Source organism: Streptomyces soli (genome assembly GCF_003999195.1).
Taxonomy (GTDB): Bacteria; Actinomycetota; Actinomycetes; order Streptomycetales; family Streptomycetaceae; genus Actinacidiphila; species Actinacidiphila soli.
Map to the genome: position 1 here is coordinate 24,754 of NZ_RJVR01000263.1, position 22,410 is coordinate 47,163.

Sequence of the window (22,410 nt, forward strand, 5' to 3'; positions counted from 1 at the left end):
CGCCAAGGTCACAGAGCCGGGTGAACCAGGTGTTTACCCACCCGTAAAGCGGCGCCGGTTTGAGCCGTCGAAGCCCCGGTCATGCGCCTCTCTCCTGAGGCCCCGCCTCATCGCCCAGAGCTGCCTCGACGACGGTCCCGCCGTACGGTCCGGGCTCGGCGGACAGCTCAGCCTCCCGGGCGTGGGCCCGCAGATAGCCGACGACCGTGTTGGTCACCGCGACCAGCGGCACCGCCACGACGGCGCCGCCGATCCCGCCGATCAGCGAGCCGGCGGCGACCGAGAGGATCACCCCGAGCGGGTGCACCCGTACCGCCCGGCCGAGGATGAACGGCTGGAGGATGTGGCCCTCGATCTGCTGCACGGCCAGCACCACGGCGAGCACCAGCAGTGCGATGACCGGCCCCTCGGTCACCAGCGCCACGATGACCGCGATCACGCCGGACGCCACCGCGCCGACCAGCGGCACGAAGGCGGCCAGGAAGATGATCACGGCCAGCGGCACGGCCATCGGCACTCCGAGGAAGAAGATGCCCATGCCGATGAAGACGGCGTCGATGAGGGCGACGATCACGGTGCCCCGTACGTAGAGGGTCAGCGTCCGCCAGGCGCGCGGCCCGGCGCCCGACAGGCCGTCGCGGGCGGCGGCGGGGAAGAGGCGCAGGACCCAGTTCCAGATGTTGCCGCCGTCGTAGAGCAGGAACAGCGTGCTGAACATCGCCAGCAGGATGCCGGTGAGGAATTCGACGACGACGGTGACGCCCTGCAGGCCGGCGTCGGTGAGTGCATTGGTGTTGGAGCCGATCGCGTCCTGCAGATTCTTCGCGATCTGGCTGATCTGGGCCTCGGTGACATGGAACGGGCTGTTGAGCAGCCAGCGCTTCAGCTCGGTGATGCCGTCCTGGAGGCTGCTGGAAAGGTTGTCGATGTTCTCCATGACCTGCCAGACCACGAACCAGCCGACCAGCCCCATCACCACGAAACCGCCGATGAAGGTGATGGCGGTGGCCAGTCCGCGCGACAGCCCGGCCCGCTTCAGCCGGCCCACGAAGGGGTGCAGCAGCGCGGTGATCAGAAGGGCGGCGACGAAGGCGAGGACGACGAGCTGGATCGTACCGATGACCTTCATCAGCACCCACACGGTGCCGGCCAGCACCAGCAGCCGCCAGCCGACCTCGCCCGCGACCCGCATACCGAACGGCACCGCGGCCACCGGGTCTCCCGACCCGGCCGGGCGCCGGGGCTGAGGCGTGCTCGCGGCGGCCGCGGCCCGGAGCGCGATCTCGGCCTTCTCCTCGGCCCTGGCCTCGGCCTCGGCCGCGGCCCGGGCGGCGGCGCGTGCCTCTTCCAGCCGGCCGGCGAGCTTCGCCAGCTCCGCTGCGAACCCGGCGCCCCACTGGCGCTTCTCCGACATCGCTTCCCCTGCTCCCGTGCCCCCTGTGTGGCACATGTGTGGGGACGACTTTACGTGGGGGTGAGGTTGACTCCGCGCACCGAGCCCTTGTTACGGAACAACGAGTGCCCCCGAGTGCGGGGCACTCGGGGGCACTCGGAACAGACCTGGCCCGGTAGGGCTAGTACCAGTGGTTGGCCTGCCAGAAGGACCATGCGCCGCACGGGCTGTTGTAACGGCTGTTCATGTAGTTGAGGCCCCACTTTATCTGCGTGGCCGGGTTCGTCCGCCAGTCCGCGCCGGCCGTGGCCATCTTGGAGCCGGGCAGCGCCTGGACGAGACCGTACGCGCCGGAGGAGGCGTTGGTCGCGGTGTAGTTCCAGCCGCTCTCGCGCGTGACGATGTTGGAGAAGCACTGGTACTGGCTCGAGTCGCCGATGATCGACTGCGCCATCGCCTGGACCTCGGCGGCGGTGTACGAGCTCTTGACCGTCGCGGCGAGGGCGGAAGCGGCCTTCTTCGCCGCTGCGGCCTTCGCCTTGGCGGCCGCGGCGTCGTCCGCTGCCTGCTTGCGGGCGGCGGCGGTCTTGGCGGCTGCCTTGCGGGCTTCTTCCTCGGCGGTCTTGCGGGCGGTCGCGTCGGCTGCGTCCGACTGCGCCTGCACCTGCTGGGTCAGCGAGGCTTGCTGTACCTGCTGACCGGCGGGTATGTCCGCAAGTACGGTCGTCGCGTCAGCGGCGGGCTGTGCGGCGGCCGTTGCCGGCTCGCTACCCGCGGCGACGCCAACGACGGCGCCCACTGTGGTGACCGCAGTGGCCGAAGCCACCGCGAATCCCCGGACCGAGATCCGGCTCACACGGTTTCCTTCCAGCATCGCCCGCGTGGTGACCTCGCGGACGCAATCGCGCCCCTTGACGCTGGCTTCCCTCCTGCGCCGGATCACGTCCCGTCGATCCGATGGGTCACAAGAAGCACTGGCCCGGTGGGTCCTCCCTGTTACGGAAGGGCCCGGTGTTGCTCGGGCGGCTTACGGCTGACGCTGTTCAGTTCTGGGGTGCCACACCGCTGGGGGTGTGGAAGTGCCGTAAGCGGGGCCTGACAGAACCGACAGCCTGCCGCAGCCCGACGCGATTGCGCAATCTCCAGTTGCGTGGCAAACCTCACACGGCGTTTGAGCCCCACGTTTTACGGATACCGCCGCGTAGTCCCTCATGACAGCGCTAGGCTGCTACGCCTTTGCGGCGCAGCAGCCTAGCGTTCGTCAATTTAGAGGCCGCGCGAATAGGTGGGGCGGCGTCGCATCCGCCCCACCTATTCGCGCGGCCACTTACTTACTACGCGTGGCCATCCTCCAGCATCTCCGTCACGAGCGCGGCGATCGGCGAGCGCTCGGAGCGGGTGAGGGTGATGTGCGCGAAGAGCGGGTGGCCCTTGAGCTTCTCGACGACGGCGACCACGCCGTCGTACCGGCCCACCCGCAAGTTGTCGCGCTGGGCGACATCGTGAGTGAGCACCACGCGCGACCCCTGCCCAATTCGTGACAATACGGTCAAAAGCACGTTCCGTTCGAGGGACTGTGCCTCATCGACGATGACGAACGCGTCATGCAGCGAACGGCCCCGGATGTGCGTGAGCGGCAGGACCTCCAGCATGCCCCGCGCCACGACCTCCTCGATGACCTCCTTCGAGGTCACCGCAGACAGCGTGTCGAAGACCGCCTGCGCCCACGGGCTCATCTTCTCCGACTCGCTGCCCGGCAGATAGCCCAACTCCTGCCCGCCCACCGCGTACAGCGGCCGGAAGACCATCACCTTCTTGTGCTGCTGCCGCTCCAGCACCGCCTCCAGGCCCGCGCACAGGGCCAGCGCGGACTTGCCGGTGCCGGCCCGGCCGCCCATCGACACGATCCCGATGTCCGGGTCGAGCAGCAGGTCCAGCGCGATGCGCTGCTCCGCGCTGCGGCCGTGGATGCCGAAGGCCTCGCGGTCTCCTCGTACGAGCCTGACCCGGCCGTCGTCCGTCACGCGCCCGAGTGCCTTGCCTCGGTCGGACTGCAGGACAAGTCCGGTATGAACGGGCAGTTCGGACACTTCGGGCACGAAGACCGACTCCTCCTGGAAGAGTGAGTCGACGTCCTCCGCCGAGATCTGCAGTTCCTCCATCCCGGTGTAGCCGGAGGTGATCGCCAGTTCGGCCCGGTACTCCTCGGCCAGCAGGCCGACCGAGCTAGCCTTGACGCGCAGCGGCAGGTCCTTGGACACGACGGTCACGTCATAGCCCTCGGCCTGCAGATTGCGGGCCACGGCCAGGATGCGGGAGTCGTTGTCCCCGAGTCGGAACCCGGCGGGAAGCACCCCTGGGTCCGAGTGGTTCAGTTCGACGCGGAGCGTGCCGCCGAGCTCGCCGGTCGGAATGGGCGCGTCCAGGCGCCCGTACCGGATCCGGTACTCATCGAGCAGCCGCAACGCCTGGCGGGCGAAGTAGCCGAGTTCGGGATGGTTGCGCTTGGCCTCCAACTCGGTGACCACCACCACGGGGAGCACAACCTCGTGCTCGTCGAAGCGGGTGAGGGCATTCGGGTCGGCAAGCAGCACGCTGGTGTCGAGTACGTAAGTGCGCCGGTCGTGCTCACGGCGATTCTTGCTGGTCACCACGTGTGGACGAACCCCCTCGGGGAGAGGTCGGGGTGCGACTGCGTCGCGCGGGACTGGGCCGGGACCGACCGCGAGGGCCGGTCTCGGCCCTCCGAGTCGACGCGGTCGACGCTGTCTGTGTCAAGAGCGATAGACAGCTCGTCCGTGTGCAATGGGCCTCCCGGGCGGACGGCCACATGCCGCCCGCTACTGTCCGGCACCCATGGTCCGGATGCCGGTCTGACCGGTGTATTCCCTCGAAAGTGCAGGCCTATGCGGCTGCATATGACAACGGTAGACCGGAACCCACGGATTTACGCTCCATAGCGACGGTGACGTGCGGCATAGTCACGCAGCGCACGCAGGAAGTCGACCTTCCGGAACGCGGGCCAGAAGACCTCGCAGAAGTAGTACTCGGAGTGCGCGCTCTGCCAGAGCATGAAACCGGAAAGCCGCTGCTCACCGGAGGTGCGGATGACCAGATCGGGGTCGGGCTGGCCCCGGGTGTAGAGGTGCTCGGCGATGTGGTCGATGTCGAGGATCTCGGCGAGATCCTCGATGGAGGTGCCCCGCCGGCCGTGCTCTTGGAGGAGGGAACGGACCGCGTCGGCGATCTCCTGCCGGCCGCCGTAGCCGACAGCGACATTCACCAGAATGCCGTCGACACTGTCGGTGACCTGCTCGGCCTCCTTGAGGACCTTCTGCGTGGCGGGCGGCAGCAGATCCATCGCCCCGACGTGGTGCACCCGCCAGCGGCCGGATTCGGCCAGGCCGCTGACCGCGTCCTCGATGATGCCCAGCAGCGGTACGAGCTCGTCGGCCGGGCGGTCGAGGTTGTCGGTGGACAGCAGCCACAACGTGACGACCTTGACACCGGTCTCCTCGCACCAGCCCAGCATCTCGGAGATCTTGTCCGCGCCGGCCCGGTGTCCCTGCTCCGTCGTGCCGCCCGCGGCCTTGGCCCAGCGCCGGTTGCCGTCGAGGATCACGCCGATGTGCTTGGGGCCCTGCGTGAGGTCGAGGCGCCGTCCCACCCGGCGGGCGTAGAACTCGACCACGCTGGTGCGCACCAGGTCGTGCAGATTCATGCGGGGGCCCTCCTGCGCTGCGGTCGTCACCCGATTGCCACCCTACCGGGTGACGCTCACCACCCCGCCGCCAGGAGTACGCCGCCGAGCGCCCCCAGCAGCATGAACGGCCCGAACGGAATCGCCGTCTTACGGTCGGCCCGTCGCAGGGCCAGAAGGGTGAGTCCCGCCATCGCGCCGAGAGCGAAGCCGGCCAAAGTACCCGCAAGCACCGCCCCCCATCCGTACCAGCCCAGCGCCATGCCCAGCGCCGGGGCGAGCTTGACGTCGCCGAAGCCCATCCCGGCCGGGTTGATCAGGTGCAGCAGGAAGTAGAGGGTGAACAGCGCGGCCCCGCCGAGCAGGGCGCGCGGCCATGAACCGCCGTGCCCGGGCAGCAGCGCGCACACCCCGAGCCCGGCCGACGTCACCGCGCCCGCCGGCAGGGTCAGTACGTCCGGCAACCGCAGCACCGCCAGGTCGACCCGCGCCATCAGCGCCCCGGCCGGCACCAGCAGCAGCCAGACCCCCAACTCGGGCCTCGCGCCGACCCTCAGAGCCACCGCCGCACACGCCACCGCGCACACGACCGCCAGCGGCACCCCGCCCGGCCCCCGGCCCAGCCAGCCCCGCGCGTCCCGCCAGGGCAGGTCGGGCTCCACCGAGAGCCGGTAGGCCGCGCGCGGGAGGGCGAAGCCGCCGGTCACCAATCCCCAGACGGCCGCCGCGGTTGTGAGGTAGACATGCACCGGGCCGACCGTACACGGGAGAGGTTTTGGCACGCTTGCGCTTGCGGGACGGCAGGGCCACGCTCCGGCTCGGCGACGACATGGACGTACCGCTGGAGATCGCCGCCTCCTACCGTGCCCGCACCCGGGGCCTGTTGGGCCGCGACGGCCTGGACGGCGATGTGCTGCTGCTGACCCCCGCGTCCAGCATTCATACCGTGCGGATGCGCTTCGCCATCGATGTCGCCTACCTCGACCGCCACTTCCGCGTCCTCGCCGTCCGCACCATGCCCCCCGGCCGCCTCGGCCGGCCCCGGCTGCGGGCCCGACACGTCCTGGAGGCGGAGGCCGGTGCCATGGCCGCCTGGGGGCTGCGGCCGGGGGCGACCGTACGCGTCGTCAGCTGAGCCGGCCATGTCCGACGTCCACGAGGTCACCCGCCTCACCACCGCCGACCCCCTACGTCATCGCCCAGGCCCTGGGCCCGGCACGGCACCGCCGCCCTCATCGTCGACGACGACAACGCGCCCGCCCGGCGGCTCTACCGCGCCCTGGGGCTGGCCTACCGCCCGCTGCGCGCGGCGGCCGTCGCCACTGCTGCGTGAGCCGATTGAGGAAGATGCCTGGCCTCGCGAACAAAAAACGGGCCGGTTCGCAGGGGGGGAGAGCGAACCGGCCCGAGGGGGGGTTTCCACCGTACCGCGTGTGAGCTGGCCTTCCACGCGAAGGTCATGAGGGAGATGTGAAAGTTCCCTTTATAAATGGTCTCATCCAGCGCCCCATTTGACCTGAATGGCCTAATTAGGTCGATACTCCCGCTCTCCACACGCCCGCAACGTGCCCGACACGTAACTCCCCGTATCCGCCCCTTGGCGAGGTCTTTACGAGGCGGGGGTGAACGTGATCTCCACCCGGCGGTTCTGCCGGCGGCCCGCCTCGGTCGAGTTGTCCGCGATGGGGTAATCCTCGCTGTAACCCCGGACCTGGAACGAGTAGCCGGTGGTGGAGGACGAACCCAGCGCCGTCGAGAGGATCTTGTAGACGGCATCGGCTCGCTTCTTCGACAGCACCTTGCCGTGTTCGTACGAGCCGAGGTTGTCCGTGAAGCCGAACACCCGGATCGGCGTGGTCACCTTCTTGGCGGCGATGTCGGACGCGATGGCCTTGATACGGGACGCGGCGGTGGGACTCAGCGTCGCACTGTTCTTGGCGAAGAGGACATCTGCCTGAAGGGCATACGTCACGGTGGAATTGGACTCCTGGTGCCGCTCCTCGCCATCGCTGGCGGTCGCGGTCTTCGACGTCGAGGAATCCGTCACCGACACGATGTCCAGCACCTTCGGCGCCGCCAGCGTCGCCCCCTCCGGCAACTCCAGATCGGGGTCCGACGCATCAATCTTCATCGGCGCGCTCGGCGTTGGCTGCGCCGTCGGATTGTCATCCCCGTACGCCGTCACCGCCGCCCCCGGGATCAGCACAAGAGCGAACGCGAGCGCCGCAGCTGCGGTCCCGGGACGGATACCGGGTCGGGGCATCGCTCACCCCTCCGAGATCTCGATATTGGCCGGGGGCATCGTCGGCAACTGGAACTGCACCTGGGTGGTGGATGCGGGCGGTGCGGGGAACTGGGCGAAGAAGGGCCGGGTCTCGTTGGACCGGATGCCGGTCAGCCCCATCGTGCACAGGCATTTGCCGTCCGTGTCGCGAAGCACGTAGTAGCGCTTCTTACCTGCGAGATCAACCAGCACCGCACCCGCCACAGAGGCGCCCGAACTGGCAACGGCCAGTTCGTTCCCCTGCCAGTCGACCGCGTTGAAGACCGACGTCCCGTTATTAGTGATGGTGCCCTTCACCGTCACGAAGCCGCCCGAGTCGCGGCTCGCTTCGTTGACGGTCACGACCATGTTCTTCTCGCCCTTGATCTGGGCGAGCGTCGCGGTTGGATCGGGTGTCGGCGAGGACGACCCCTGGCTTGACCCGCCGGCGTCGCGGCTCGCGCTGGACTTGGTCTGCGACGAGCCATTGGATTTCTTGCCGCCGCCTCCGCCGCAGCCCGCCAACGCCAAGGTGACACTGACCGTAATCGCCACAACGACAGTCGCCCAGCGGCCTCTAGCCCGCTGCTGGATGCCCATGGGCCCCCGTTCTTCACTCACTGAGATGGACGGAGAAGAACTCCGCGAGGTTGAGTTTGAAGTCGTTGGTGGTCGGGTCGACGATCACTTTCTGACCGGCGCAGATGAACGTGACGGTATTTCCAGAGGCGCCGTCAGCGGTGCAGCGGGACTGGACGACTGCTGTCGCCTTGGCCTTCGCATGCATTGTCTCGGTGCCGTTGACCACCGAGTTGCCCACGGTCCCCTGGGTGCGGACGCCAACGGTGTATCCAGGAGGTCCGTCCACTCGGGCACAGCTCGTCCGGTCGGCTTGGTTGTCATTCGCGTAAGTGGCAGCGGCGTCGCAGGCCCCGGCCCCGTCCATGCCTTCGCCGTTGAGGAGATTCTTCAGCGCGCCAATGTCGCCCGCCTTAAGGGAGTTGAGGAAGTCACCTTCGATGCCGTCGCGGGTGGCACGTGCCGCGCCGAGGGCCGCCGCGTCGGCGGCGGTCTGGGCTTTGTTACGGGTGACGGAGGCTTGGCCAACAGCGAAGAACGCGAAGGCAAGGAAGAACAGTGCCCCCACCGCCACGATGTAGAGGCCGAGGGTCTGCCCCTCGTCGCCAATCAGCCGCCGGAGCTCGTGATGGCGGTGATCTGGTCCAGAATGCCGGTCAACACGGCGCGTCCGATGTCCGTCGTGCCCGCCAGCACGCCAATGATCACCGCGATCACCACCGCGATCCCCAGGTACTCGAACGACGTCTGGCCCTGGTCGCCGGTCGCTCTCGACCACGCTCGCAACGCAAGCATCTGTTTCGCAACCCACCTGCTCATGACTGCAGCTCCCAGCTTCTGTCGCATGAGGAAAGCCAGCTACCGCGCCCCTTGCGCGGCGCCGGGTGTCGCAATCGCCACGGGCAGCGCTGTCGACGGCAAGGTCATCCACGGCGCACCGCCTCTCACTGCTGGCGCTGATTGCAGGTGCAAATTTGGTTGCGAGTGCAAATGTACACCGCAACCGCCGCCCACCGCAGCCCATTCCGGGCCAACCGGCGCACCCAATATGACGGCTGTCGTCACTACCCACCACCCTCCTCAGCCATTCCCGAAGAGGTCTGCGAAGTTGATGCGGGAGCCGAGGATGGTGCCCGTCATCAGAAGGATCATGGTCGCGGGGACGAGGAGGGTCGTAATCACGCCAGTTGCTCGGGGGACGGTCCGGGCGGCGCGGCGGCGGGCGTTCTGGGCTTCGGTGCGCCGCATGTCCTGGGCGATCTGGAGGAGGGTGCGGGCGATGGGGGCGCCGAGTTCCTCGCCTTGTTGGAGGGCGGTGACGAACTGGCCGACCTGGTCGCTGCGGTTGCGGCGGCGGAGTTGGTCGAAGGCGTCGCGGCGGCTGACGCCGACGTCCATCTGGCGGAGGGCGACGCGGATTTCGTCGGACCAGGGCCCCTGGTAGATCGTGGAGACTCGCTCGAGGGCCTGACGGAAACCGAGCCCTGAGCTGACGACGACGGCGAGGACGTCGAGGAAGTCCGGGAGGGTGCGCTCGATCTGGTCGCGGCGTTTGCGGATGGCCAGCCAGATGCCGAGGTCGGTCCAGCCGAGGCCGTACGCGATCATGAGCGCCGCCAGCAGCCAGTGACCGGCCCGCAGCAGCACGAGGGCGGCGACTCCGCCGAGGACGCCGTAGACGGCGCGGCGGGCGGCGTAGCGGTCGACGGTGAGGCCGTAGGGGTGGCCGGCGTGGTCGATGCGGGCGCGGACCTTGTTGACGCGGGCGGGGCCCATGAGACGGAGGACGCGGGGGGCCCAGCGGATGCCAAGGCGGTCCACGGCGTTACCGACCTTGGTGGTGCGGGTGCGGCCGACTTCCAGGGCCAGTTGGAGGTCGGAGGGAAGCTTGACCTCGGAGCGGTAGAGGCCGATGCCGTAGACGACGCCGGTGACGCCGGCCGCCATCAGCAGCGCGAGCGCGAGTCCGATCAGAGCCATGTTCATCACACGTCGATCCGTGACATGCGCCGGATGAGGGCGAAGCCGACGACGTACAGCGCGAGGGCGACCAGGACCGCGATGCGGCCGGCGCTGGAGCCGGTCATGGCGCTGAGCGAGCCCGGCATGATCTGGTTGAGGAGGAGCAGGGAGCCCAGGCCGATGACGGGGACGGCGTAGGCCGTGACGGTGACCTGGGACATCTGGGTGCGGATTTCGCGCCGGGTCTCCTTGCGCTCCTCCAGGGTGACGGTGAGATTCCGCAGCGACTCGACAACCGATCCGCCCGCGCGGCTGCTGAGCACCAGCGTGGAGACGAGGACGACGAGTTCGCGGCTGGGGAGCCGCTCCCGCAGCTCGTCCAGGGCGTCCTCGATGGAGTGGCCGAGGGCCATGGCGTCGGCCACCTGCTTGAGCTCCTCCCCCGCCGGGGCCTCGAGCTCGTCGGCGGCCATGCCGACGGCCGTACGGAGTGCGAGTCCGGCCTGGGTCGCGTTGGCCAGGACGCGGGACAGCTCGGGCAGTTGGGCGATGAAGCGCTCGTTGCGTACGCGCTGGCGCCACCTCAGGAAGGAGGTGACGGCCCAAACGGCCAGGAGGGCCGCGATGGGGCCGAAGAAGGGCGCGAGGATGACGTGGGCGAGGATCCAGGCGCCGGCGGTGACGCCGATGGCCGCCGCGGTGAACTGCCCCGGGGTCAGGTTCGTACCGGTGGCCGCGAGGCGCCCCGCGAGGCGGCGGCCCCATGCGGTGCGGCGCACGCGGCGGTCGAGGCCGGAGAAGGGGGCGGAGTGCCGCTGGACGGCCGGGACGTCTGCGAGGCGGTCGACGAGAGCTGCGCGGTCGGCGCGGCCGCCGGCCCACGCGTGCAGGCCCCAGACCGCGAGGACGAGGGCGACGACGGTGACGGCGAGGACGAGCCACGCCAGTTGGCCGGACGTCATGGCTACTTGGCCTCCCTGCTGGCGAGTTCGAGCTCGGTCTCACCGATGCCGTACGCGGCCGGGACATGTTCGCCGGCCAGATAGAGCCGCTCGGCGAACTCACGGGGGACGGGATGGTGCTCGTACCAGCCGCGTACGATCCGGTCGGCGGCCAGCGGTTCGGCGCGGAAGCGGGTGGCGGTGGTGAGGATGAAGTTGTCGCGGCCCCGGGAGGACAGGAAGGCGATCTCGGAGACGCGGCGGGTGCCGTCGACGTCCCTTCTCAGCTGGATGATGACGTCCACGGCGCTGTTGATCTGATCGCGGAGAGCCTCGAAGGGGATCTTCACCTCGGACATCGACGCCAGGGTCTGAAGGCGCAGCACCGCGTCCTCCGCGGAGTTGGCGTGGACGGTGGCGAGTGATCCGTCGTGGCCGGTGGACATGGCTTGGAGCATGTCGAGGGTCTCGCCGCCGCGGACCTCGCCGACGATGATGCGGTCGGGGCGCATGCGCAGGGAGTTGCGTACGAGATCGCGGATGGTGATGCGGCCCTCGCCCTCGACGTTCGGGGGGCGGGTTTCGAGACGTATGACGTGCTCCTGCTGGAGCTGCAGCTCGGCGGCGTCCTCGACGGTGATGATGCGCTCGATGTCGGGGATCAGGCCGGAGAGGGAGTTGAGGAGGGTCGTCTTCCCGGAGCCCGTGCCGCCGCTGACGATGATGTTGAAGCGACTCCGGACGAGGGCGGCGAGCAGCATCAACATGTGCTCGTCGAGGGTTCCGAGGCCGATCAGCTCGCTGAGCGTGTACGCGCGCGGGAAACGGCGGATGGTGAGCGTCGGGCCGGAGAGCGACAGCGGGGGGATGATGACGTTGACCCGCTCGCCGGAGGGCAGGCGGGCGTCGACCATCGGATTCGACTCGTCCACACGGCGGTTGACGGTCGAGACGATGCGCTCGATGGTCTGCAGCAGTTGCTCGGCTGAGCTGAAGCGGGCGTCGACCTGCTCGATGCGGCCGCCGCGCTCGATGTAGATCTTGTCCGGGCCGTTGACCATGATCTCGGTGATCGAGGCGTCCTCGAGGAGCGGCTCGAGAATGCCGAGGCCCAGGGCCTCGTCCACGACACGGCGGATGATCCCGGTGCGCTCCTTCGGCGACAGCACCGGGCCTTCACGGCTGATGATGTGGCCCAGCACCCGTTCCAGGCGCAGCCGTCGCTCGGCGGCCGCCAGCGCCGACATCTCGGCGAGGTCGATCTCCTGCAACAGCTTCGCCCGGTACACGGCGACCAGATGGCCCTGTTGCGTCTGCGGGGCGCTCTCGTCGGCTGCCGCACCGAGGCGATCGCGGAGGCTCATGGCGTCGTGTCCTCCTTCGGCATCGTGGCGGACCGGCTGACGGGATCGAACACGTCCACGCCCGGAATGACGGAGGGGATCTTGATGGTGGCGGTCGCCTTGACCGCATCGCCGCCGACGGTCGTGATCTGAATCTGCGTTCCCGGGCGCAGCCAGTCGCTCACCGCGTCCAGGCCTGCGGCCTCCCCGCTGACGGGTGGGTCGTGCTTGGCCGCCATACGGGCGGCGGTGCGGGCGGCCGTGCCGGCTTGGCTGGCGGTGTAGGCGACGAGGCCGAGCTGGATTCCGGCCAGGGCGATGAGGAGCAGGATCGGGAGTACGCCCAGGAATTCAAGGGATGCGCTGCCGCGTTCGCGGCGGTTCTGTGCGTTGCCGGGTGCGGCGCCGTTGCGACTGCGGCGGGCGGAGACGCATCCGCTGGGGTGCGGCCCGTTGCCGGGTGCGGCGCCGTTGCGCCTGCGGCGGGCTGCTCCCACCCTCCCCCAGCCTTCGGCCGGTGGGGGCACTCCCCCTCGCTTGGCTGGGGGCACCCCCCCCACCACCACCCAGCCGCCAGGCTGGGGGAGGACCCCCATCTCGCTTCGCTCGCCCGTTGCTCCGAGCCGTGGGGTCGGGGCCTCTCGTGGTGGGTTGCTCGCCGTCGGCGACTGCGCGCAAACGGCAGGCGGGAAAGAACCCCGGTGCAGGGTCACTTCGTGACCCCCTCGTCGACGGCGGAGGCGTGGCCCGTGACGGTGAGGGGGAAGTCGATGGCGCCGGGGAAGAGGACGGGGACGTGGAGGCCGACGGTGACGGTGACCTGTCCGTTGGCGGTCTGGGTGCCGACCGAAGAGGAGCTGACCCACGCGCCGGGGAGGTCGCTGCGCGCGGCGGCAGCCGGATCCTGGCCGACCGCGGCGGCCCGGGCGGCCTCGTCCGCGGCGTTGCCGGCCAGAGTGAAGGTGTAGCCGGCGAGGACGGCCTGCCAGACGAGGATGAGGGTGATGAGGATGACCGGGGTCATGCCCAGGGTCTCCAGGGTGACCTGGCCTCGGTCGCCTCGGCCGCCTCGGTCCTTGCGGCCGCGCCGGGCGGACGGGCGGGCGTGCCCGGGCGCGACGAGGCCGAGTTCGGCCGCGAGCGCCCACAGGCCCTGCTTGACGGTGGAGCGGTTGTCGAGGTCCTGGAGGCGCCCGGCGTCCACGACGGCCTGGAGCTCCTTGTACGCCGCCGGGACGACGGAGGTCGCGACCCGGGTGCCGGTGATGCGGCCGATGAGCGAGGGCTGGATCTCCGTACCGCGGGTGTAGCGGTTGACGGCGACGGTGACGTCCTGGGGCTTGCGGATCTGGAGCCGGTCCCACATCCGGACCATGCGCTTGGCGGCTCGCACGGCCACCACGTCCGGCGTCGTGACCAGCACCGCGGCGTCGGCCGTCTCGAGGGCGACGGCGTTGGCGCTGGTCATCTGGGTGCCGCAGTCCACGACCACGACTTCGTAGCGTTGCCGCAGGGCGTGCAGTACCTGCCGGGCGGCCCGGTCGGTGACTTCCTCGCCGCGTTCGCCGTCGCCGGGGGCCAGCAGCAGGGCGGGGCCGGCCTCGTGGACGTACATCGCGTCCTGGAGGACCCGCGACGTGACGTCGTTGATGTCGGCGAGGTCGGCCATCGAGCGGCGGAACTGCACGTCCAGGTAGGAGGCGATGTCACCGCCCTGGAGGTCCATGTCGACCAGCGCGGTCGACTTGCCCGCCGAGTGCGCGGCCAGGGCGAGCTGGACGGCGCTGACCGTGGTCCCGACCCCGCCCTTGGCTCCGGCGACGGCGACCAGGAAGCCGCCGGGGACGGCGGGCAGGGCGGCGGCGCGGGCCGGCGAGAGGTGGCGCCGTACGCCGGCGGCCCAGGCGGCGGCGGCCTGGATACGGGCGCCCAACTCGTCGTACGACAGCGGGAGAGCGACGAGGCCGCGGGCGCCGGAATCCATGGCGCCGGACATGACGGCCGGGCTGGGCTCGGCGGTGAGCAGCACGACACCGACGGCCGGGAAGCGCAGCGCGATCTCGCGGACGACCTCCAGGGCGGGCATCGGCGTGATGAGGTCGTGGACGACGACGACCTCGGGGAGTTCGTCGAGACCGGCCTCGGCGGCGCGGGCGAGGGCGTCGAGGAGCGCGGTGGAGTCCGGGAGGGCGGGGGCGGGTTCGGTGCCGGGCAGTTGGTTGAGCAGGCCGGTGAGGGCGCGGGCGGTGTCGGGGTCCGGGGTCCCTGACAGGATCCGTACGGTCACGGGCGGCCTCCCGGAGCTGTGGCGGCGACGGCGGCCGGCGGGGTCACGGCTTACCCCCGTCGCCCGCCAGGGTGTACGTGCGGTCGCCGGTGGACGGGGTGCTGTTGTCCCCGGGGGCGACCAGTGCCAGCCGTACGTGCCGGGCGAAGGATTCGGCGAAGGCGACCCGCTGGGCGTCCTGGGCGCTGAGGGCGAAGGTGATGGGGACGCCCTTGCTGGAGACCCGGTTGGAGTCGGTGCTGGTGTCGAAGGCCTTGATCTGGCCGACGTCGATGACCTGGGCACCAGTGACGATGATCTTCGAGACGTCAGGGTCGGTGTCCTTGCGGCCCGCGAAGGTCGCGAAGATGTTGACCTTGGCACCCGGGGTGATCTTGCCGGCCACGCCGGTCTCCGCGTCGATCATGATGGCGATCTCCATCTGTCCGGCCTGCAGGGCGGGCCGGTCGGCGACCATGTCCGACTGGAGCAGCGAGCCGCGCTTGAGCGCGGTGGCGGCCATCTTCCCGTTCACCTCGGCGAGATCGCGCACGGCGGTGGTGGGCAGCCACCGCTTCGGTATCTGGATCTTCTGGACCTGGGCGGCGGTCACGCTCTGGTACGCCGGTACGTCCTTGGTCAGCCGGTAGGCGGTGACCTTGGGGCCCACCTGGGAGCGCGCGTCGCCGATGACAGAGAGCACCCCGGCGAAGGCGGCGACCGCGCACAGCGCGGAGACCACGAGGAGGACGACGCCGCGCCGCTGACGTGAATTCATGGGTGTGGGGCCCTATCGCTCTATCGCTCTTGCGCTACTGCTGCCGGTTGACGTTGGTGTCACTGACTGCGGAGTCCTTACCCGCCCATCGACCTTCGCAGAGCAGAAAAGGCACTGATCTCCGATGACCTCGAGTCCGCACCAGCCACAGGTGTCCCGGCGGACCGAGGTCACGACCTGGTACAGAACGCCCACATCGGCGATGTACGCGACGAATTCGACCAGCCGCCCCGTTCCCCACCAGCGCGCGGAGTCGGACGGCAGCGGCACGTTGCGGGTGTACTGGGTGCGCCAGGCGCGGGCCAGCGGGCCCTTGACCCAGCCGGGGTCGACGCCCTGTCCGGTGGCGACGGCGAGCTGGGTGACGAAGGCGGGGCCGGCCGGAACGGCGGAGTCGTCGGCCGGCGCGAGATACGGCTCGGGGTGGGCGATCGCGGCGAAGTGCCGTCCCGGGACGAGGGACTTCAGGTGGGCGCCCACCGGCACATCGATGCGGTCCAGCTTGGCCACCGAGCCCAGCAGCGCCCCGGCGTAGAGGTAGTGCGACAGCAGCCGGGCCGCGCCGGCCAGCACACCGGGGCCCAGGTCGGTGCCGGCGAGCTGCCGCAGCTGCTCGGCGAGCAGCGCCCCGGCGAGCGGCGGCAGGTCGACGGGGACGATCGCCAGCCGCTCGGAGTCCAGCGCGGCCCGCAGGGTGTGCATGCGGCGGCGTACGGGATCGGCGGGCTCGGGCGGTACGAGGGCGACGACGTGGCCGTACGCCTCCAGCGTGGCGACGGTCCGTACGAGGTGCTGCTCGAGCGGGACCGCGAGATCGTCCGCCGTCACCGCTATGACGCTCGACAACCCTGCACCTCCCCGCCGCGACCTATGCGGGGTGAGCTTATCGGAGGGTAGTGGGACCAGTGCGGAAAGTTGTCGAACACTTGGGTAACTCACTACCCATCAGTCTCGAGAGGTCTTGACCAATTCATTGGTCTGGACCAGACTGCCTCAACTCCCACCCCCCAGGAGGCAGTTGTGCAACGTGCGCTCAGAGCGGCGGCCGCCGTCGCCGCGGCCGCCCTCTCGGTAGCGGGTCTCGCCGCCGCCACGTCCGGCACCGCGACAGCCGCGGACGCCAACCTCGTCACCAACCCCGGCTTCGAGAGCGGGCTTTCCGGCTGGACCTGTACGGCATCGAGCGGCGCCGCCGTCAGCAGCCCCGTCCACGGCGGTTCGGGGGCCCTCAAGGCCACCCCGACCTCGTCCGACAACGCACAGTGCACCCAGACCGTCAGCGTGAAGCCCAGCTCCAGCTACACCCTGAGCGCCTACGTCCAGGGCAGTTACGTCTACCTCGGCGCCACGGGCACCGGCACAAGCGACGTCTCTACCTGGACGCCGTCCGCGTCCTCGTACAGCCAGCTCAGCACCAGCTTCACCACCGGTGCGAGCACCACCTCGGTCACGCTCTACCTGCACGGCTGGTACGCCCAGCCCGCGTACTACGCCGACGACGTCAGCCTCACCGGCCCGGCCGGCACCGCGACCCCGACCCCCACGGCGACGCCGACGCCCACCCCGACGCCGACCCCCACACCCACGCCGACCCCCACGCCGACTCCCACCCCGACCGCCACCGGCGGTGGTTCCCTGCCCAAGCACGCCCTTACCGGCTACTGGCAGAACTTCAACAACGGCGCGACCGTCCAGACCATCGCCCAGGTGCAGAACCAGTACGACATCATCGCGGTGGCCTTCGCCGACGCCACGACCACTCCCGGCGCGGTCTCCTTCACCCTCGACCCGGCGCTCAACTACTCCGCGTCGCAGTTCAAGGCCGACATCGCGGCCAAGAAGGCAGCCGGCAAGAAGGTCATCATCTCGGTCGGCGGCCAGAACGGCACCATCAGCGTCACCGACTCCACCTCGGCGACGAACTTCGCCAACAGCGTCTACTCGCTGATGCAGACGTACGGGTTCGACGGCGTCGACATCGACCTCGAGAACGGCATCAACTCCACCTACATGTCGCAGGCGCTGCGCTCGCTGTCCTCGAAGGCGGGCTCCGGGCTCATCATCACCATGGCCCCGCAGACCATCGACATGCAGTCCAAGTCCAGCGGCTACTTCGCCACCGCGCTGAACATCAAGGACATCCTGACCGTCGTCAACACCCAGTTCTACAACAGCGGTTCCATGAACGGCTGCGACGGCAACGTCTACTCCCAGGGCACCGTCAACTTCATCACCGCCCTTGCCTGCATACAGCTCCAGGGCGGCCTCGCCCCCTCCCAGGTCGGCCTGGGCCTGCCCGCCTCCACCAGCGCCGCCGGCAGCGGCTACGTCTCCCCCAGCGTCGTCAACGCCGCCCTCGACTGCCTCACCCAGGGCACGAACTGCGGATCCTTCAAACCGTCCACCACCTACCCCGCCCTGCGCGGCGCGATGACCTGGTCCACCAACTGGGACGCGTCCAACGGGAACTCCTTCTCCAACACGGTCGGCGCGCACCTTCACGCGCTGCCGTAGCTCCGGACCGGTCGCCGGACGGGCGTGAGCGGATCCGCCCGCCCGGCGGCCATCAGCGCAAGCCGCGGAGGAGCCCGGATGTCCTGCGTCAGCAGCTCCGGCTTCTCCATCGCTGAGAAGTGGCCACCCTCCTCGAACTCCGACCAGTGGACGATGTTGTTGGCCCGCTCCGTGAAGGTCCGGACCGGCAGGAAGTCGTGAGAGAAGACGGCGACGCAGGTCGGGACGGTGTTCTGCTCCTCCTTCTCCCAGGCTCCGGACCGGGCATCCTCGAGCGACCCGACGTCGCCGCCGTGCGCGCCCCACCGTCCGCCGTAGCCGAGCCGCTCGACCAGCTCGATCCACGCCCGATGCCGAAGCGAGCGCCGGCCGAACTGGGCCTGCTGGGGGTCAGTCGAGGACGGCGAGTGCGTCGATCTCGATGAGCAGGCCTGCCGGCAGGCCGACGTAGACGGTGGTGCGGGCGGCCGGGGCGCTCTTCAGGTCCGCGAAGAAGTCGTTGTAGATCTCGTTGAGTTCGGCGAAGTGCGCGGTGTCAGTGAGGTAGACGCGGATCATGACGACGTCCTCCCACGTCGCGCCGCCCGTCTCCAGGACCGACTGCACGTTGGCGAGGGTCTGCAGCGTCTGCTCACGCAGGCCCGGGCCGACCGGCGTGGAGGCCTGCCCCTCTGCGGCCGGGCCGAAGCCCACCTGTCCGGCGACCTGCAGGATGTTGCCCTTGCGGACGCCGTGCGAGAACTTCGCGGGGGGCGGGGTGTGGGTGGACGGGGTGATCGCGGTCTTGTCGCTCTTACCGCTCATACGTCTTCTTCCTTTCCGGAGAGCTCCCGGCTGATGGCCTCCGCTGTACGGAGCACCAGCGGGCGCAGTGTCAGCAGTTCGTCGGCGCCTACGACGACGTTCGGCGCGGAGATGGAACAGGCCGCCGCGACCCGGCCGTCGGCGCCGTGGATGGGTGCGGCCAGGCAGTTGATGGACTCCTCGTGCCCCCCGAGGTCGGTGGCCCAGCCCTGCTCGCGTACCCGGGCCAGCTCGGCGAGGTAGGCGTCGGCGTCCGGAGTGGACTTGGCGGTGTAGCGCGGGTAGTCCAGGCGCTCGGCGAAGGCGCGGCGCTCGGCTTCCGGCACGTCGGCCAGCAGCAGCTTGGCGACGGCGGCGACGGTTATCGCGACCGGCTTGCCGATCCGCGAGTACATGCGGACCGGGTAGCGGCTCTCGACCTTGTCAATGTAGACCACCACCTCGCCCTCCTCGTGGACGGCGAGGTGGACGGTGTGGCCGGTCCTCTCGTTGAGCGCCACGAGGTGCGGGTGGGCGATGCCGCGTACGTCGAGGCTCTCCATCGCCTGCTGCGCGAGGCCGAAGAGGCGGGCGCCGAGGCGGTAGCGCTGGTCGTCCTGGCGGTAGACCATGCCGTGCTCGTGGAGGGTGTGCAGCAGGCGCAGCGCGGTGGACTTGTGGACGTCCAGGTGGGCCGCCACCTCGGCCAGACTGGCCGGGCCCTCGGCGAGCAGGGGCAGGATGCGCAGCGCGCGGTCCACTGTCTGGCTCATGCCGTCGCCCGTCCGTTCTCGCCGTTGACCCGGCGCTGGCCAGGATGTTAGACAACGTGGAACACGGTACGCAACGCTCATTGCACATCTTGCAACGGGAGGTTTTCTTGGCCGCCGAAGAGCTGTACGACGAGCGCGTCGACCACCGCTTCAAGGGGCTGCCGCCGGACGCGGCGGGCCTGACGGTGCGCCAGCTCGCCGCCGAGCGCCGCTCCCTGTTCGATGGCGGCTTCACCACCCCGCTGCTGACGCTCTCCGCCCCCGCCCTGGAGCACAACCTCACCCAACTCGCCTCGTACGCCCGCGCGTACGGCCTCGCCTTCGCCCCTCACGGCAAGACCTCCATGGCCCCGCAGCTCTTCGAACGGCAGCTCGCACACGGCGGGTGGGGTATCACCGCCGCCGTGCCGCACCAGGTGCGGGTCTACCGCGCGTACGGCATCCAGCGGATCTTCCTGGCCAACGAACTGGTCGACGCGGCCGCGCTGCGCTGGCTCTCCGCCGAGCTCGACGCCGACCCGGGCTTCCGCTTCGTCTGTTACGTCGACTCCGTGCGGGGTGTCGAGCTGATGGACGCCGCGCTGACCCGGCGCGTCGATGTCGTCGTGGAACTCGGCGTGGACGGCGGCCGTACGGGCGTGCGTGACGCCGACACCGCGGCCCTGGTCGCCGACGCGGTCGCCGGGGCCCGGCAGCTGCGGCTGGTCGGCGTCGCGGGCTACGAGTCCACGGCGCCGGACGTGCGCAGGTGGCTGGGCGAACTCGTCGCCCTGGCGGAGCGGTTCGATGCGGAGGGGCGCTTCGCGGACGCGGAGGAGATCGTGCTGAGCGCCGGCGGCAGCGAGTGGTTCGACCTCGTCGCGGAGGCGTTCGAGCCGGTCGGCGGCGGCCTGTCAAAGCCGGTGCTGAAGCTGCTGCGCTCCGGTGCCTACGTCAGCCACGACGACGTCCACTACCGCGGCCTCACCCCCTTCCACGACCGCATCCCCGACAAGGGCTCCCTCGAACCCGCCCTCCGCCTCTGGACCCAGGTTCTCTCCCGCCCCGAACCCACCCTCGCCCTCCTCAACGCCGGCAAACGCGACGCCCCCTACGACCTCGACCTCCCCGTCCCGCAGCTCATCCGCCGCCCCGACGGCACGCTCCTTCCCGCGGACGGCCTCACGGTCACCAAACTCGCCGACCAGCATGCGTTCGTCGCTGTCGCGCCGGGGACTGACGTGCAGGTCGGCGACTGGGTCGCCCTTGGGCTCTCCCATCCCTGCACGGCCTTCGACAAATGGCAGCTCATTCCCCAGGTCGACCCGGACGGCACGGTCACGGACTACATCCGCACGTTCTTCTGACCTGGGCGTTCTCCCCCCCGCCCCTTCCGGAAACCGGGCTCTCCCCCAAACCTTCGTTTGGGTGGGGGACCCCCACCGGACGAAGTCTGGGGGAGGAACAGGCTGGCACAACCCGGCCACGGCCCGCAGCCGCCCACGCACCCGCAACCACCGACCCACGAGGCGCACGCCATGGACCTGGTCATCCGAGACGCCCGCGTCATCGACGGCACCGGCGGCCCGTCCTACCGCGCAGACGTCGGCATCAGCGAAGGCCGGATCGCCGAGATCGGCCGGGTGACGACCGGTCGACGCGTCATCGACGGGCAAGGCCTCGCCCTCTCCCCCGGCTTCATCGACATGCACGCCCACAGCGACCTCGCCCTCCTCACGGACCCCGCCCACGAGGCGAAGGCCGCACAAGGCGTCACCCTCGAAGTGATCGGCCAGGACGGCCTGTCGTACGCCCCCGTCGACGACCGCACCCTCGCCGAGGTCCGACGCCAGATCATCGGGTGGAACGGCGACCCGCCCGGCCTGGACTACGACTGGCGCACCGTCGGCGAATACCTGGACCGCCTCGACCGGCAGGGCATCGCCGTCAACGCCGCCTACCTCGTCCCGCAGGGCACCGTCCGCATGCTCGCGGTCGGCTGGGAGGACCGCCCGGCGACAGCGTCCGAGCTCGCCCGCATGAAGGAACTGGTCGCCGAAGGCCTCGCCCAGGGCGCCGCCGGGATGTCCTCCGGCCTCACCTACACCCCCGGTATGTACGCCTCCGACGCCGAACTGACCGAGCTGTGCCGCGTGGTGGCCGCCTACGGTGGCTACTACTGCCCCCACCACCGCAGTTACGGCGCCGGCGCCCTCCAGGCGTACGAAGAGATGCTCACCGTCACCAAGAACGCGGGCTGCGCCCTGCACCTGGCTCACGCCACCATGAACTTCGACGAGAACAAGGCCCGCGCCCCCGAGCTGATCGCGCTGCTCGACCGCGCCCTGGCGGAGGGCGCGGACGTCACCCTGGACACGTATCCCTACCTCCCCGGCTCCACGACGCTCGCGGCGATGCTGCCGAGCTGGGCGACGGAGGGCGGCCCGGAGGCGACCCTCGCCCGGCTGCGGGACGAGCTGACGGCGGCGCGCATCCGCCACGCGATGGAGGTCGTGGGTTCGGACGGCTGCCACGGCGTGCCGATGGACTGGTCGACCATCGAGATCTCCGGAGTGACCGACTCGGCCTTCTCCTCGTACGTCGGCCGCCGCATCCCGGACTTCGCGACCGCCCGCAGGCTCCTCCTCGACGACCACCTCGGCCCCACGATCCTCCAGCACGTCGGCCACGAGGAAAACGTCCGCTCGATCATGCGCCACCCCGCCCACACCGCCGGCTCCGACGGCCTCCTCACCGGCGACAAGCCCCACCCCCGCGCTTACGGCACCTTCCCCCGCTACCTCGGCCACTACACCCGCGACCTCGGCATCCTCACCCTCGAAGCCTGCATCGCCCACCTCACCGGCCGCCCCGCCGCCCGCCTCCGCCTCCCCGACCGCGGCCTCATCCGCCCGGGCTACCGCGCCGACCTAGTCCTCTTCGACCCCCAGACAGTCGATGCCGGCTCCACCTTCGACCACCCCCGCACCCTCCCCCGCGGCATCCCCCACGTCCTCATCAACGGCCACTTCGTCATCGAAGACGGCCGCCGCACCGACGTACTCGCGGGACGCACGGTGCGCCGAGGTGGCCAAAAGCACGATGCGCGGGCGGTTTCGTCGCCGTAAGCTCCCAG

Annotated in this window: 23 protein-coding genes; 5 read left to right on the plus strand and 18 right to left on the minus strand. The window is 70.0% G+C overall.

Translation table 11 applies throughout. The features are described from left to right. Window positions 1-79: 79 nt before the first annotated feature. From EFK10_RS28030 to EFK10_RS28050, 5 genes are all read right to left on the minus strand, one after another. The gene (locus EFK10_RS28030) at window positions 80-1,414 is read right to left on the minus strand and encodes an AI-2E family transporter (protein ID WP_127358450.1); all 1,335 of its coding nucleotides are present in this window, start codon (window positions 1,412-1,414) and stop codon (window positions 80-82) included. A gap of 160 nt (window positions 1,415-1,574) precedes the next feature. Next, window positions 1,575-2,249, minus strand: coding sequence for an aggregation-promoting factor C-terminal-like domain-containing protein (locus EFK10_RS28035; protein WP_240677506.1), 675 nt, complete (start codon window positions 2,247-2,249; stop codon window positions 1,575-1,577). A gap of 478 nt (window positions 2,250-2,727) precedes the next feature. After that, window positions 2,728-4,047, minus strand: coding sequence for a PhoH family protein (locus EFK10_RS28040; protein WP_127358452.1), 1,320 nt, complete (start codon window positions 4,045-4,047; stop codon window positions 2,728-2,730). A 293-nt stretch (window positions 4,048-4,340) separates the two neighbouring features. After that, window positions 4,341-5,114, minus strand: coding sequence for an isoprenyl transferase (locus tag EFK10_RS28045; RefSeq protein ID WP_127358453.1), 774 nt, complete (start codon window positions 5,112-5,114; stop codon window positions 4,341-4,343). 56 nt (window positions 5,115-5,170) lie between these two features. Then, window positions 5,171-5,842 carry a prepilin peptidase gene (locus EFK10_RS28050; protein ID WP_127358454.1) on the minus strand — a complete coding sequence of 224 codons (672 nt, stop codon included), beginning with the start codon at window positions 5,840-5,842 and terminating at the stop codon, window positions 5,171-5,173. Between the two features lie 80 nt (window positions 5,843-5,922). Here EFK10_RS28050 and EFK10_RS28055 point away from each other — a divergent pair, with 80 nt between their 5' ends. Further along, window positions 5,923-6,228 (plus strand): DUF192 domain-containing protein, encoded by a 306-nt coding sequence (locus tag EFK10_RS28055; protein WP_206305615.1) that lies wholly within the window; start codon window positions 5,923-5,925, stop codon window positions 6,226-6,228. A 474-nt stretch (window positions 6,229-6,702) separates the two neighbouring features. Here EFK10_RS28055 and EFK10_RS28060 read toward each other — a convergent pair whose 3' ends face one another. The 11 genes from EFK10_RS28060 to EFK10_RS28105 all read right to left on the minus strand — a co-directional run bounded on the left by EFK10_RS28060 (window position 6,703) and on the right by EFK10_RS28105 (window position 16,071). Further along, complete coding sequence (locus EFK10_RS28060; RefSeq protein WP_127358456.1) at window positions 6,703-7,356, minus strand: OmpA family protein; 654 nt, start codon at window positions 7,354-7,356, stop codon at window positions 6,703-6,705. Window positions 7,357-7,359: 3 nt separating this feature from the next. Beyond that, the gene (locus EFK10_RS28065; protein ID WP_127358457.1) at window positions 7,360-7,956 is read right to left on the minus strand and encodes a hypothetical protein; all 597 of its coding nucleotides are present in this window, start codon (window positions 7,954-7,956) and stop codon (window positions 7,360-7,362) included. 13 nt (window positions 7,957-7,969) lie between these two features. Next, on the minus strand, window positions 7,970-8,548 hold the full coding sequence (locus EFK10_RS28070; protein WP_265737566.1) for a pilus assembly protein TadG-related protein: 579 nt from the start codon (window positions 8,546-8,548) through the stop codon (window positions 7,970-7,972). Further along, a complete protein-coding gene (locus tag EFK10_RS47825) occupies window positions 8,545-8,781 on the minus strand; it encodes a hypothetical protein (protein WP_240677507.1) in 237 nt (78 codons plus the stop codon). Before EFK10_RS47825 ends, EFK10_RS28070 begins: the two co-directional genes overlap by 4 nt. Window positions 8,782-9,015: 234 nt before the next feature. Beyond that, a complete protein-coding gene (locus EFK10_RS28075; RefSeq protein ID WP_407647161.1) occupies window positions 9,016-9,921 on the minus strand; it encodes a DUF5936 domain-containing protein in 906 nt (301 codons plus the stop codon). Then, window positions 9,921-10,859: a type II secretion system F family protein gene (locus EFK10_RS28080; protein ID WP_127358459.1), complete on the minus strand. Its 939-nt coding sequence runs from the start codon at window positions 10,857-10,859 to the stop codon at window positions 9,921-9,923. The genes EFK10_RS28075 and EFK10_RS28080 overlap by 1 nt, the downstream gene beginning before the upstream one ends. Window positions 10,860-10,861: 2 nt before the next feature. Then, complete coding sequence (locus EFK10_RS28085) at window positions 10,862-12,202, minus strand: CpaF family protein (RefSeq protein ID WP_127358460.1); 1,341 nt, start codon at window positions 12,200-12,202, stop codon at window positions 10,862-10,864. Continuing rightward, on the minus strand, window positions 12,199-12,678 hold the full coding sequence (locus EFK10_RS28090; protein WP_240677508.1) for a TadE/TadG family type IV pilus assembly protein: 480 nt from the start codon (window positions 12,676-12,678) through the stop codon (window positions 12,199-12,201). Before EFK10_RS28090 ends, EFK10_RS28085 begins: the two co-directional genes overlap by 4 nt. A 212-nt stretch (window positions 12,679-12,890) precedes the next feature. Continuing rightward, the gene (locus tag EFK10_RS28095) at window positions 12,891-14,468 is read right to left on the minus strand and encodes an AAA family ATPase (protein WP_127358462.1); all 1,578 of its coding nucleotides are present in this window, start codon (window positions 14,466-14,468) and stop codon (window positions 12,891-12,893) included. A gap of 43 nt (window positions 14,469-14,511) precedes the next feature. Then, on the minus strand, window positions 14,512-15,225 hold the full coding sequence (cpaB, locus tag EFK10_RS28100) for a Flp pilus assembly protein CpaB (RefSeq protein WP_127358463.1): 714 nt from the start codon (window positions 15,223-15,225) through the stop codon (window positions 14,512-14,514). Between the two features lie 12 nt (window positions 15,226-15,237). Beyond that, the gene (locus EFK10_RS28105) at window positions 15,238-16,071 is read right to left on the minus strand and encodes a hypothetical protein (protein ID WP_240677509.1); all 834 of its coding nucleotides are present in this window, start codon (window positions 16,069-16,071) and stop codon (window positions 15,238-15,240) included. A 132-nt stretch (window positions 16,072-16,203) separates the two neighbouring features. Here EFK10_RS28105 and EFK10_RS28110 point away from each other — a divergent pair, with 132 nt between their 5' ends. Both EFK10_RS28110 and EFK10_RS52285 read left to right on the plus strand, forming a co-directional pair. Then, complete coding sequence (locus EFK10_RS28110) at window positions 16,204-17,739, plus strand: chitinase (RefSeq protein WP_407647163.1); 1,536 nt, start codon at window positions 16,204-16,206, stop codon at window positions 17,737-17,739. A 78-nt stretch (window positions 17,740-17,817) separates the two neighbouring features. Further along, window positions 17,818-17,940, plus strand: a complete 123-nt coding sequence (locus EFK10_RS52285) for a hypothetical protein (protein ID WP_265737563.1) — start codon at window positions 17,818-17,820, stop codon at window positions 17,938-17,940. A gap of 189 nt (window positions 17,941-18,129) precedes the next feature. Here the strand turns inward: EFK10_RS52285 and EFK10_RS28115 are convergent, their stop codons facing one another. Together EFK10_RS28115 and EFK10_RS28120 are read right to left on the minus strand one after the other, a co-directional pair. Continuing rightward, window positions 18,130-18,543, minus strand: a complete 414-nt coding sequence (locus tag EFK10_RS28115) for a RidA family protein (protein WP_127358465.1) — start codon at window positions 18,541-18,543, stop codon at window positions 18,130-18,132. Further along, the gene (locus EFK10_RS28120; RefSeq protein WP_127358466.1) at window positions 18,540-19,295 is read right to left on the minus strand and encodes an IclR family transcriptional regulator; all 756 of its coding nucleotides are present in this window, start codon (window positions 19,293-19,295) and stop codon (window positions 18,540-18,542) included. Before EFK10_RS28120 ends, EFK10_RS28115 begins: the two co-directional genes overlap by 4 nt. A gap of 107 nt (window positions 19,296-19,402) precedes the next feature. Between EFK10_RS28120 and EFK10_RS28125 the strand changes: the two genes are divergently transcribed. Both EFK10_RS28125 and EFK10_RS28130 read left to right on the plus strand, forming a co-directional pair. Further along, window positions 19,403-20,641: an amino acid deaminase gene (locus EFK10_RS28125; protein ID WP_240677510.1), complete on the plus strand. Its 1,239-nt coding sequence runs from the start codon at window positions 19,403-19,405 to the stop codon at window positions 20,639-20,641. Window positions 20,642-20,812: 171 nt separating this feature from the next. Beyond that, entirely contained in the window at window positions 20,813-22,402 is a 1,590-nt protein-coding gene (locus EFK10_RS28130) for an N-acyl-D-amino-acid deacylase family protein (protein ID WP_127358468.1), read from the plus strand. Window positions 22,403-22,410 lie beyond the last annotated feature (8 nt).